The sequence below is a fragment of the Acinetobacter sp. YH01010 genome (genome assembly GCF_013420775.1).
Taxonomy (GTDB): domain Bacteria; phylum Pseudomonadota; class Gammaproteobacteria; order Pseudomonadales; family Moraxellaceae; genus Acinetobacter; species Acinetobacter amyesii.
This window is the reverse complement of the sequence record NZ_VOYF01000006.1, coordinates 145,398-157,837: the sequence shown is the minus strand read 5'-3', so window position 1 is coordinate 157,837 and position 12,440 is coordinate 145,398. Positions and strand designations below refer to the sequence as shown.

At 41.3% G+C, this 12,440-nt stretch carries 13 protein-coding genes; 4 read left to right on the top strand and 9 right to left on the bottom strand.

Annotated features, from left to right (window positions below; genetic code table 11):
- The first annotated feature begins 2 nt into the window (after nucleotides 1-2).
- The 3 genes from FTT77_RS07635 (at nucleotide 3) to FTT77_RS07625 (ending at nucleotide 1,608) form a co-directional block, all read left to right on the top strand.
- Nucleotides 3-212, top strand: a complete 210-nt coding sequence (locus FTT77_RS07635; protein WP_171256675.1) for a YheV family putative zinc ribbon protein — start codon at nucleotides 3-5, stop codon at nucleotides 210-212.
- A 16-nt stretch (nucleotides 213-228) separates the two neighbouring features.
- Nucleotides 229-666, top strand: a complete 438-nt coding sequence (locus FTT77_RS07630; RefSeq protein ID WP_180026051.1) for a hypothetical protein — start codon at nucleotides 229-231, stop codon at nucleotides 664-666.
- A gap of 66 nt (nucleotides 667-732) precedes the next feature.
- Nucleotides 733-1,608: a DMT family transporter gene (locus FTT77_RS07625; RefSeq protein ID WP_180008432.1), complete on the top strand. Its 876-nt coding sequence runs from the start codon at nucleotides 733-735 to the stop codon at nucleotides 1,606-1,608.
- Between the two features lie 87 nt (nucleotides 1,609-1,695).
- On the opposite strand, the gene FTT77_RS07620 is transcribed toward FTT77_RS07625, so the two are convergent.
- From FTT77_RS07620 to FTT77_RS07600, 5 genes are all read right to left on the bottom strand, one after another.
- A complete protein-coding gene (locus FTT77_RS07620; protein ID WP_180026052.1) occupies nucleotides 1,696-3,981 on the bottom strand; it encodes a TRAP transporter large permease subunit in 2,286 nt (761 codons plus the stop codon).
- A 190-nt stretch (nucleotides 3,982-4,171) separates the two neighbouring features.
- The gene (gene rrtA / locus FTT77_RS07615; protein WP_168379122.1) at nucleotides 4,172-4,744 is read right to left on the bottom strand and encodes a rhombosortase; all 573 of its coding nucleotides are present in this window, start codon (nucleotides 4,742-4,744) and stop codon (nucleotides 4,172-4,174) included.
- A gap of 43 nt (nucleotides 4,745-4,787) precedes the next feature.
- Nucleotides 4,788-5,852, bottom strand: coding sequence for a hypothetical protein (locus FTT77_RS07610; RefSeq protein WP_168379121.1), 1,065 nt, complete (start codon nucleotides 5,850-5,852; stop codon nucleotides 4,788-4,790).
- Nucleotides 5,853-6,372: 520 nt separating this feature from the next.
- Nucleotides 6,373-6,759: a hypothetical protein gene (locus FTT77_RS07605; RefSeq protein ID WP_078189263.1), complete on the bottom strand. Its 387-nt coding sequence runs from the start codon at nucleotides 6,757-6,759 to the stop codon at nucleotides 6,373-6,375.
- Nucleotides 6,752-7,009, bottom strand: a complete 258-nt coding sequence (locus tag FTT77_RS07600) for a succinate dehydrogenase assembly factor 2 (protein WP_078189264.1) — start codon at nucleotides 7,007-7,009, stop codon at nucleotides 6,752-6,754. The genes FTT77_RS07605 and FTT77_RS07600 overlap by 8 nt, the downstream gene beginning before the upstream one ends.
- Before the next feature lie 182 nt (nucleotides 7,010-7,191).
- Between FTT77_RS07600 and FTT77_RS07595 the strand changes: the two genes are divergently transcribed.
- Nucleotides 7,192-8,364, top strand: a complete 1,173-nt coding sequence (locus tag FTT77_RS07595) for an acyl-CoA dehydrogenase family protein (protein ID WP_180109105.1) — start codon at nucleotides 7,192-7,194, stop codon at nucleotides 8,362-8,364.
- A 44-nt stretch (nucleotides 8,365-8,408) separates the two neighbouring features.
- On the opposite strand, the gene FTT77_RS07590 is transcribed toward FTT77_RS07595, so the two are convergent.
- The 4 genes from FTT77_RS07590 to FTT77_RS07575 form a co-directional block, all read right to left on the bottom strand.
- The gene (locus FTT77_RS07590; protein WP_257246880.1) at nucleotides 8,409-9,206 is read right to left on the bottom strand and encodes an alpha/beta fold hydrolase; all 798 of its coding nucleotides are present in this window, start codon (nucleotides 9,204-9,206) and stop codon (nucleotides 8,409-8,411) included.
- 134 nt (nucleotides 9,207-9,340) lie between these two features.
- Nucleotides 9,341-10,831 carry an NAD(P)/FAD-dependent oxidoreductase gene (locus tag FTT77_RS07585; protein WP_180026054.1) on the bottom strand — a complete coding sequence of 497 codons (1,491 nt, stop codon included), beginning with the start codon at nucleotides 10,829-10,831 and terminating at the stop codon, nucleotides 9,341-9,343.
- A 216-nt stretch (nucleotides 10,832-11,047) separates the two neighbouring features.
- Nucleotides 11,048-11,413: a 50S ribosomal protein L17 gene (gene rplQ, locus FTT77_RS07580; protein WP_005012953.1), complete on the bottom strand. Its 366-nt coding sequence runs from the start codon at nucleotides 11,411-11,413 to the stop codon at nucleotides 11,048-11,050.
- An 18-nt stretch (nucleotides 11,414-11,431) separates the two neighbouring features.
- Nucleotides 11,432-12,439, bottom strand: a complete 1,008-nt coding sequence (locus FTT77_RS07575; RefSeq protein ID WP_004650465.1) for a DNA-directed RNA polymerase subunit alpha — start codon at nucleotides 12,437-12,439, stop codon at nucleotides 11,432-11,434.
- Nucleotide 12,440 lies beyond the last annotated feature (1 nt).

Sequence of the window (12,440 nt, the reverse complement as noted above, 5' to 3'; positions counted from 1 at the left end):
CCATTAAACGACGCTTCATTGCAGGTGCAAAATGTCCAAAATGCCAAGCGATGGACCGGGTTGTCATGCTGACCTCTGGCGAAGACGAATGGATCGAATGCATTGATTGTGGTTACAGTGAAAATCGACCGACTCATGTCGATCAACCTGAACAACCCGCCGTGCCAGACGATATCGGTGTGATCCAATTTAAGCCACGTCAGCCTAAATAAAAATTAAGGTCAAGCAATGACAGAAGATCAAAGACATAATCCAAAATTGTTAGTTGGAATCATTGGGGGCTTAACGTTATTGATTGCTATCTTTTTTGCATATCAATGGTTAAGCAGCAGTACAGCAGATAAATCTGCACTTCAAGAAGAACTGGTCGCTGCACCGGCTAAACCGCCTGTTGCAACCCCTGTCCAATCTGAGACTGAAGCATCAGTCCCTGCCGCAGAGACTGACACCATTAAATTGGTCGAAGAAGACATTTTAGATGCAGCTGTGCCTGAAAATGCCTCTTTAGCCAAAGAAGAAATTGCCAAATTAGATGACATTCAACAACAATTGAATGATCAGGAGCAAAGTTTAAAACAGCAACATTCAGATGCAGATGAGCTGATTAAACTGAAAGAAGAACAAATTAAATTACTCGAAGCACAGTTAGCGCAACAAGCAAAATAACTGACTTCTGCTACACCATGCGTACTTATAGGCTAGAATATCATCAGATTTTCTAGCCTTTTTGTTATGTCCACTACTACACCACAGAATATCCCCAAAGCAATTGGCTTTCTCATGCTGTCAGCGCTGCTTTTTTCCATCATGGGGGTTTGTATACGCTACGCATCTCACACGGTAGATAATGCCACCATCGTATTTTTTCGAAATGCGGTTGGCTTATTGATCTTTCTCCCTTTGATCCTGCAAAAAGGGAGCACATTTTTTAGAACTGAAAAACTGTGGATGCATACATGGCGTTCAATCGTAGGCTTGGTGGCAATGTATGGCTTTTTTTATGCCATTGCACACTTAAAACTCTCCAATGCCATGGTCTTCACCTATTCCTCACCGATCTTTATCCCCTTAATTGCATGGTTATTTTTAAAAGAAAAAATGACCCTGAGTATGCTCATTGCCGCAGTCATTGGTTTAATCGGCGTGCTCTTCGTCGCAAAGCCCGATGCAGGAATGTTCAATCAGTTATCACTCATCGGACTGAGCGCAAGCTTCTTGGCAGCCATGGCATTTGTCACTGTCCGTGCGCTTACAGCAACAGAACCGCCTGAACGCATTGTGTTTTATTTCTGCTTTTTTGGCACACTTATTTCCATGATCCCAATGTTTTGGCTCTGGCGTCCCTATAGTTTAAAAGAGTTAGCTTTTCTGATTACAGCGGGACTTTTGGCCAATATCAGTCAAATTTTTATGTCCAATGCCTATAAGCTCGCACCCGCAGGTCAAATTGGCCCCGTGAACTATATCACGATTATTTTTGCAGGTATTTGGGGCTTTGTTCTTTGGCAGGAACTGCCAGACATTTACAGCCTATTCGGCTTTGCTTTTATATTTTTAGCGATTTTGCTCTGTAGTCCAATCCTACAAAATAAGTTTAAAAAGTCATAAAGATTCAAACCATTTACCATCAAATGCACAGCCCCTTATTCAATAAAAAAGCACCCGAAGGTGCTTTTTTAATGCTTCAAAATTAATTTATTGATACCAACCAAACAGCTTAAAGAAATACGGCAGATACGCAATAATCAACATTGCAGGGAACAGCACAATCAGCGGCAAAATCCAACGTTCATAACGGTAATAAAACGACAAGTGACGAACTTCAGCATCCGCTTCATTGACTTCAGCATCCCCTATCGACTGTCGGGCCAAGAGGTGGTTCAATGCAACTGGAGGCGTAACATAACCTAGCTCAAAACCAATGAGTGTAATCATCCAAAAATGCACAGGATGAATACCGTATTGATAGGCTACAGGAGCAATAGTTGCAGAAATTAAAATGACTGCGCCAAACGGATCCATAATCATACCCACAAAGACCATCAATCCGACAATCAATGTGATAACCAAAAAAGTACTGCTGATATCAGTTGGGAATAAACTCATGACTTCAGTACGCTCTAGCAATCCACCAACGCTTACCGAAAGCGCCATCAAAATAACCAAAGCACCGATATGTCCAACGGTTTCACTGGTCGAAATATGCATCGACTTCCAAAAACCAACTTGACGTAGAATCTGCATAGAGCTGGATTGAGCCACTGTATGATTCGCAGCCTGCCCATCATCTGTGCTATTGCCATGTAATCCTTCACGGTATTCTGCATGTGCAACCTGTGCGCCGGCTAAAGCAGGTTCAGCATTCGCACTATAATTTGCTGTTAGTGTTTCATCCCAATGCCCAACTGCTGACAATGGTGCTGGCTGATGACGTAATTTATCCACTAAAACGATCATCAGCAGAATAACAGGCATCATGACTGGTGCAGTAAATTCATTTAAATCTGTATTCAATAAATATTTATAGAACATCCAGATCAGCACGAAAATCACAATATAAGGAATAACGGCTAAGAAGGCACGTCCTGACTGCGGCGCTGCCACATTGGCTTGAGCAATACGGAACTTATGTTCTGCAAAAAATAACGACACAATTAAAAACATCGTAGATGTCAGCAAGAACGTATAAATACCATATTGATAAAGCAGATCCGTGGTCACTTCTTTATTTAGCGATGCAACAACCACAATCAATAAGCATGGACGTAAAACCACCCCAAGCGAACCGGACATTGCTGTTGCAGCCAAGGCAAATTGACGGCGTCCGCCAGCGTTCCACACTTCCTTATAAATAATCGCGCCTGCCGCAATGACAAAGATCCCCGATGCGCCAGTATAGGCTGTAGGCAATGCTGCTGCGATTAAAATCAGCCATGTTAAAGTCTCAGGAGCTAAGTTCCATGGGCGTAAAATATTCAAGAATAAATCTACGACACGGGTTTGCTTCAACAACATACCCGCCCAAATGAATAACGCTAGATTCAGGAAAATACTTGAAAACTCGACCAATTGCCCTAAATAGATGCCTTGCCCCATCGGGTAGTCCATAAAGAAGATAAAGGCGATACCTGTAATCAACGCCATATACGCATATAAAGGCACGCTTAGGAACGCGAAACTAAGACTACCGCCCTCTTTGGCATCTTTTGGCGGACTAAACAATTGCAAAACACTGATCAATGTCAGGATTGAGAACAGCGTCATCCACATCCAATAAATCAGTTCAGTTTCGGTGGTCATTGGAACTCCCGAATTTTTCACTGAATTGAATTGGCTGATACTTGAGTAGGTTAACAGTCCATTACCGAAGCTCATCATCAGGCTATAAACACGATAATCCTTCTTGGTTGCAGGACCGCGTAGACCAATATGATGAATTTTCAATGTCGCACTAATCGCAGCTATAACCACCATAAAAATCAACAAAATGGCGCGATTTTCAGTACCAAATTTAAAGATACCGAAGAAGCTTGTTTCAAAATTACGATAGGCGCGAATACTCGGATGCTTCTCCATATGTTGCATGGCTTTATCATAAAATTGATACTTTTCTTCACACTGCTGCACACTCGCTAAAATAGACGAACGAACGTCATTCTCAGATGCCGTACCAAAAAAATCAGCAAACTCATCTGCTGCATTGGCTTGCATTTGAGTTTTCACCAACGCATCGACATTCGGGTTACGGTCACATTCAGGCTTGGCAGGCTCAGCCCTTAAAAAAGAGTACTGCATACCTGTTGCAGGGTCACCATACAGTCGCTCTCCCATACGGAGCAACTGCCCATGGATCATCTCCCCTGTACCGATAATTAGTGTAAGCAGAAGCAAGATCAATACGACTAGAGTCGAAATCCATTCTGTCCAGACATAACGTAACAGACCAACGATGCTGGATCTGTTTTGTGCATCATTTTGCATGAGTCTTCCTATTTTTATTTTGGAGCCTAGCTAGACTAAGCACCCTCTTCCTTATCGGTTCGAGAAGTTCCTTTCCCTGACCTAACTGTTTTATTATTACGTTTAAATTTGCATCAATACTCAAAACATTAAAATGACAATATGTATTTTCTTTTCGGTTTTTTTTGTCAACCCAATCACCTAAAGTGAGCTAACGATCCCAGAAATAATTGCCAACAAGATAGAACAAGGCGATGATAATGCCCCAAATCACCCCCAATAAATGTGCTTCGACTAAAATGGGGCTTCCAATTAATTCAGCCGTTCCCGTATTGCCCACGGTATTTTCCCACACCAATTTTGCCAAAATCAGCAACAATACAAAGGCTGCAAAATTTCGCTCCCGTCGATACATCAAATGCACACAAGCGACCGCGACATAGGCACCATGCAAGACACCAGATAATCCGGCATAGGCTTCAATATCGGGTAAGAAAAAATAGAAACTTAGACTGATTAAAGGAGATAAAATCAATAAAATGGCAACAAAATGCCATGTCGAAACTCGTGGGAAAATAAACGGTAAGCAAATAAAGGCCAATATATTTAAAACAAAATGAATCCAACCGACGTGAACCCAATGTGCGGTCCATAAGCGCCAAAAATCATGAAATAAGTCATCTTGCCAATAGATAAAATAATCTTTAAATACCTGTAGCGAGGCACAGATCGAAACGAATACGGCAAGAAAGACAATTTTCGGTATTAAAAATTGTAGTTTCATTTTCGCTCCTCCTGTACCTCACTTTTAAACGCTATTGCAAAGATTAATTTGCAGCTGTGCCACTGGTTTCAATATCACCACTAAACAAATCATCGAGTTCAGAACTATTGGCACTTTCATCCCAGAAATGTTCCATACCATCATCAGCCGTACGAACGCCTGTATGTTCAGTCCAATAACGATCTGAAATCCCTTTCACCATGCTTTCAGCCATACTATCGATGAGTTTAAATTGTGGGTTAACAGGTTTTTCATCACTACGCGCTTGTGCAAAGGTACGTAAGGCATCACGGATTTTCGCATCATCGCCACTGGCCTGTGCAGCAACGGCATATAACGCATGAGATAGTCTCACGCCTTTTTGCTCACCAATTTGCGCGGATTGTTTTAAGGTTTGGTATGGATCAGGTTTTCCATCTCCAGCACCCGGCAGTAAAGTCCAGATCACAGCGCGGGTTGCATTTGGTGCGCCCCAGAATTTTTCATTATTCAGACACACCATACCGCGTTCAACAATCGCAGCAATGTCTTTAGGAACGTTTACCGCCCCACCTGAGTTAATATCATTGGTCATGGCCTGTAAGCCACTTAACATTCCCAACATATACACTGTTTGGTCAATGTCGCTGTTCATTTTTGGACAGCCTTCACCTAGACTTTTCTTATACTTCTTTTCAAAACGATCTTGAAATAATTGATAGCCGGTATATTGACGCTGTGCCGCAAGTGCCGCCCAACGCTTTTGCTCAACACGGGCATCCTGTGCTTCGGTTACTTGGTTAGCTTTAGATGCACGTAAATAACGTAACTCTGCATCCAAGGCTTTTTGTTCTGCACAAATCCCTGCTGCTGAATACATCAACACAGCCACACGTGTTGGGTCTGCGCCCATATCTTTGGTGGCCATAATGGCTGGGGTTAATGAATTACCTGAATTACACACCATTTCAGCATCTTCCATGGCTAAAATTGGTGGCACAATATGTTTTTCGGTAAATCCGAGTGCAACATTAGCACCGGTTTTTACAACCTGTGAACAACCCGCGAATAATGTACTTGTTATTGCTACAACTGCCACACCCTGGCATATTTTTTGGACGCTCGACATTTTCCTGTCCTCTATAATTGTGTTTATGTCCATCACGACAAACATATCAGAAGCAAAAAATGAATAAAAGAGTATTTGCTCTAATTTGAACGACACACTGTGCCATGAATCACGCTGAATGCAATTGACTGATTTTTTAGAAAGACTAAATTTTAGGCAAAAAAAAAGTAGCATAGCGACGGTTCGGCACATGCTACTTATTAACTGTGAAAGCGTTTGACTGCTTATTTTTGAGTTAACTGTTCCTTCAGCACTGTTCCTAGTCGTCCTATAACAATTGCTAACACAATCGCTATTACCAGAAACATCCAAGTTGGCATCATCATGATGATTTCCTTTAACGGCTGTTGGTAAGGCTAATATATAGGCAGAGAATCACCGCACAGCTTAAAATTGTCAGACAATTTAAATATTTTGCCAATAAAATCCAATCCTGTCAGACAAGATTATTTTACCTGCAATATAAGATAATGAAATATTTTCATTTTATAGAATTTTAAAAATACAGGCTGTCTAACAATTAGATCATTTTGGCCAATACTTTGAGTGATTTCCACTGTTTCAATGACAATTGATCGCGCCAAATAATCACCGGTTTTGCACGCGCATGCATAAAATACACCACGATATACATTTGATGATCCAAAATATGGCTAATTTGAACGCGTTGCACCGGGCGGTTCAGTCGTTGCAAAGACCAATCAGTTCCATCCAAATAATCTAGACTGGTGACGTGTAAATGCTTACGGAAAAACAGAACATAAACCACTAGCCCGATGAGGAAAAATATCCCCCAAAGCATGGGTGTTAGTAACTGATAAAGCAGCGTCATCAATACCGCAAAAATAAAAAACTGAAACGCATGCGATAAAAAACTGCGTTTCAGTTTGAATTGCCGATTATCCATGAACGTAATGTTTTAATTTTTGAATAAACGTTTTTAATTCAGGACGTGGCGGTTCACTAACTTCCATAAACCAATCCAACAAATCTGGATCTTCTGCAGCAACGAGTTCTGCAAACATGTCTTTTTCAGCTGCATCGGCTTGTAAATAGTAATTTTTGACGTAGGGATCAAAATAAACATCAATCTCTTTTAAACCACGACGTGCGCGGTAGATCACTTTACGCTCTTCTAAGCTGATTTCATCAGTCATTGTCTTCCCCAATCGTTGAACCCGTCTAGTGTAACTCATCCACCCCATTGAAGTGGAGTGTTTTCAAAGATTGATCGAATGCTTCATCGCAATTCTTGCTTTTGAATGTTCTGCACATTGCAGTCACACGCTGCATCTTATAAGTTGAAGACAAAGCCATAAAAATGAATAGGATATTCAAAATGCAATCTGGAGCGATTCGCCCACTCAACAACATGCTGCCACGTCAATTATTTAATGCAGAACATGATGCATTTCGTGAAACAGTACGAAAATTTTATGAAAAAGAAGTCATACCTAATATCGAAAAATACGAAAATCAGCAACACGTTGACCGTGACTTATGGAATAAAGCCGGTGCCATGGGCTTACTTTGCCCGACCATGCCCGAAGCTTACGGTGGCTATGGTGTAGACCGACTCTATAGCATGATTCTGATTGAAGAGCAGGCCTATGCTATGGACTCCTCTACTGGCTTTTCACTGCATTCCGACATTGTGGCCAATTATATTCATAACTTTGGCAATGAAGAACAAAAGCTGCATTGGCTGCCGAAAATGGCTTCTGGCGAAACCGTGACTGCCATTGCAATGACCGAACCAGGCACAGGTTCAGACCTACAAGCGGTACGCACAACCGCTACAGAAGATGGCGATGACTATATTATTAATGGGTCAAAAATCTTTATCACCAATGGCTATTTATGTGACATGGCAATTGTGGTCTGCAAGACAGGTAATAGTGAAAAAGGTTCAGCTAATTTATCGCTAATTATCGTCGAGGCAGATCGCGTCGGTTTTAGCAAAGGCAAACCTTTAAATAAAATTGGCATGAAAGGTCAGGATACCTGTGAACTGTTCTTTGACAATGTCCGCGTCCCTAAAAGCAACTTACTTGGCATGCAAGGTATGGGCTTTATGATGCTGATGAAGGAATTGGCTTGGGAACGTATGTTGGTCGCGATTATTTGCCAAGCCGGTGCAGAAGCAGCCTTTGCGCACACTGTTCAATACACCAAAGAGCGTAAGGCATTTGGCAAGACCGTATCTAGTTTCCAAAACACCCGTTTTAAATTGGCAGAACTACGTACTGAGATCGATTTTTGTAGAGCTTATCTAGATCGCTGTATGGAACTACAACTTGAGGAACAGCTCGGTATTGACGCTGCAGCCGCTGCTAAATACAAAATTTCAGAAATGTTTTCCAAAGTTGTGGATGAATGTCTGCAGTTGCATGGTGGCTATGGCTATATGCTTGAATATCCAATTGCACGGGCTTATATTGACAATCGAGCCAATCGTATTTATGCCGGTACCAATGAAATTATGAAAGAGCTGATTTCCCGCTCTTTATAACAACAAAGCCCATCATCTGATGGGCTTTTTTCATTCTTTCGATATCAACTTAAATCATTCACAAAATCACAGATCAGTGCAGTGACCAAAGCAGGTTGCTCTTTGTGCGGCATGTGATGAAGCCCTTCCAAAATCTCTAGCTCGGTATCGCCTTGTATACCCGAAAAAAGTTTCTGAGCTTGTGCTGTCGTCCCGTATTCATCCAGTTCTCCATGAATGATCAAGCTTGGACACTGTACTTTTCCAACATAATGCTCGAGGTTCCATTGACGAAAACTCGGTGAGAGCCAAGTTTCAGTCCAAGCATCCAAAACCCATTGGGCTTTATCCCCATGGTATTTAGCCAAGCGTTCAAGCTGTCCAGGCTGCGCAAACCCTGTTTTAGCTTCACGTATACCCGATAATGTGAGTTCTTCCACTTCATACTGTGCTGATATAGTAATCAGACCTCGACATTGTTCAGTATATTCACTGGCAATCACAACAGACATTCCTCCGCCAACACTATGCCCCATCACGATAAACTGTTGAATAGAATAATGTTGAAGTAGCACCTTAAAGCCCTGCTGTGCTTCGGCATAGACAAAATCCGTACTTAATACATCAGGGTTTGCTGACGAACGACCAAAACCCAATCGATCATAAGCAATGACCTTTCTGCCAGACACAGAAGCCAATTGCGCAGGAAAATCACGCCACAAATCCACACTCCCCAGTGAATCATGCATCAATATAATCGGGGCCAAAGTTACATCTTTATCTGCTGTTTCGGGCTGCCAAGCTTTGGTATATAGCTCATAATCATTTAATTTTATAAATTCTGAATGTTCTTGAATATTCACATTAACCCTGTGTGCTTTTCCTTATTTTCAACATGATATATTTTTCAACAAATAAAGCGCATCAAATAAAACCCTAAAGTCACTCATCTAAAGCAAAAAAAAAGGAGCATGATGCTCCTTTTTCTATAACTGCCTTAAGAAACTAATCTGGGTTTAGCCGCCACTTGATCTGACTTTTTTTCAAATTTCAGCACTCCATCTTCAAATGAAGCATGCTTTAATTCTTTACGATCTGCCAAATAGTTATTGCTGACTTTCCACGGTGCATGTTTACCCTGTTTTGGCATCACATCTGCTGCACGTGCAATATAGCCTGAAGTCAAACTTCCCATTACGGTATCTTCTAACAACTCGGTCGCATCGCCTTGTGGAATCACTTGGTTATAACCATTTTGATCCATATAGTTAATCAATTTACAGATGTATTCAGAAGCAATATCGACTTTTAAAGTCCATGAAGCATTAATATAGCCAATAATCATCGCCATATTGGGTACATCACTGACCATAACACCACGATATAACATATGTTTTGAGGTATTCAGTGGCTGTCCATCGATTGTGGCACTAATGCCGCCTAAAATTTGAATGTTGAGACCTGTAGCAGAAATTACTACATCTGCATCAAGATGTTTACCTGATTTCAATTGAATGCCATTTTCAGTAAAACTTTCAATTTGATCGGTTTCAACAGATGCACGGCCATCGCGTAAAATTTTAAACAAATCACCATCTGGCACCACACAAAGGCGCTGATCCCAAGGATTGTAATCTGGGGTAAAGTGCTTCATATCTACTTTACCTTTCAACTGCAACTCAATTGATTTTAATAAAAATTTACGGAGTAATTTAGGTTGCTTTTGTGCAACAGCATAAACAGCCCGTTGGACACCGATATTTCGTGCACGGGTCAGTTTATAAGCAACATCTTCAGGCAATACTTTACGCATCTTGTCATAAATGATGTCAATAGAAGGTACTGAGGCAATATAGGTTGGAGAACGCTGTAGCATGGTCACATGCCCAACACCGCCTTTTGCCATAGCTGGTACCAATGTAATCGCTGTTGCTCCACTGCCAATAATCACCACTTTTTTGCCTGCATAATTAAAATTTTCAGGCCAATGTTGTGGATGAATGAAGGTACCTTTAAAGTTTTCCTGCCCTTTAAACTCAGGTTGGAACCCTTGGTCATAATTATAATAACCTGTACAGCCAAAGACGAAATTTGCAACCCAAGTTTGTTGTTTCTTCTTCGCATCTTCAATAACAACAGACCATTTACGAGTTTGTGAGTCGTAATTTGCACTCACAACACGATGTTGAAAATGAATTTTTTCTTTGATTTTATATTCGTCAATCACTTCAGAAAGGTAGCCTTTAATCGAAGACCCATCAGCAAGCACACTAGATTTTTTCCACGGCTTAAAATTAAAGCCAAAAGTTGACATGTCCGAATCAGAACGAATACCCGGATATTTAAAAAGATCCCATGTACCACCGAAACTTTCACGACGTTCAATAATTTCAAATGAACGATTTGGACATTTTTTTGAAAGATGCGCAGCCAAACCTACACCGGAGATCCCTGCACCTACAATGAGAATATCAACTTGTTTTTCCATGTTGTTCTTTTAACCTATCTTAGATTTATATTTATTAAATCACATTTTTGACAATGCACAATGTCAAGTTTAAGCAAAAGGCGATTTATTTTTATCTTTTAAGGACAAATTGAATTATTGTCTAACAATATACAGCCAACATAAAACTGCAGGCATTAAAAAAGGTCGGTTAAAAACCGACCTTTTTTAGAACAACGTACGCTGCTCTTCACGAAATTAGTTAACTTCGCGATCTACTAGCTCAACGTAAGCCATCGGTGCAGCATCACCTGCACGGAAGCCCGCTTTAAGAACACGTAGATAACCGCCGTTACGCTCTTTGTAACGAGGGCCAAGAACGGTAAATAATTTACCAACAGTTGCAGCTGAACGAGTACGAGCAAACGCTAAACGACGGTTTGCTACAGAATCGACTTTAGCTAAAGTGATTAAAGGCTCAGCAACACGACGTAATTCTTTTGCTTTAGGAACAGTAGTTTTAATTAACTCGTGTTCGAACAAAGAATTAGCCATGTTTTGGAACATCGCTTTACGATGACTGCTTGTACGGCCTAATTTCACACCACTATTACGATGACGCATGGTGATAGTCCTACTTAATTAACGGCTACGATAAGCAAAGCGATCGTCCATGCGGAGGCTAGCCGGTGGCCAGTTCTCTAAACGCATGCCCAATTGCAAGCCTTTCGATGCCAGAACATCTTTAATCTCAGTCAACGATTTTTTACCTAAGTTAGGAGTTTTAAGCAACTCAACTTCAGTACGTTGAACAAGATCGCCAATGTAGTAAATATTTTCTGCTTTCAAACAGTTAGCAGAACGAACAGTAAGCTCTAGATCATCTACTGGACGAAGCAAAATCGGATCAACTTCTTCACGAGGCTCTTGAGCAACTGGTGCTTGATCTTTCTGAAGATCAACAAAAATTGCAATTTGTTGTTGCAAGATTGTTGCCGCTTTGCGGATTGCTTCTTCAGGATCAACAGTACCGTTGGTTTCAAGATCAATGATCAGTTTATCAAGATCAGTACGTTGTTCTACACGAGCGTTTTCCACTGTGTAAGACACACGTTTGATTGGGCTGTAAGAAGCATCTAATTGCAAACGACCCACTGGGCGAGTTTCGCCCTCAGGGAAGCGTGAATCAGAAGTCTCATAACCACGACCTTGAGAAACTTTCAGGCGCATTTTTAATGAGCCAGAAGCACTTAAAGTACCGATCAAATGTTCAGGGTTAACCACTTCAACATTGTGTGGTAAACGAAGGTCAGCGGCTGTAACGTCGCCAGGACCTTGTTTTTCCAATGTCAGATAAGCTTCATTTTGATCGAACAGCTTAATAGACAATCCTTTTAGGTTCAGCAAGAGCTCGACGATGTCCTGCTGCAAGCCTTCCAAAGTACTGTACTCGTGCTCGACACCTTCAATCTCTACTTCAACCACGGCTGCGCCAGGTAAAGAAGACAAAAGGATACGACGTAAAGCATTACCAAGAGTATGACCAAAGCCACGCTCTAATGGTTCTAGAATAACTTTTGCCGAGGTCCCGCTTGCCGCTTCGACCTTAATCGCTTGCGGAGTTAGAAACTCATTTGCAGTACGCGTCATT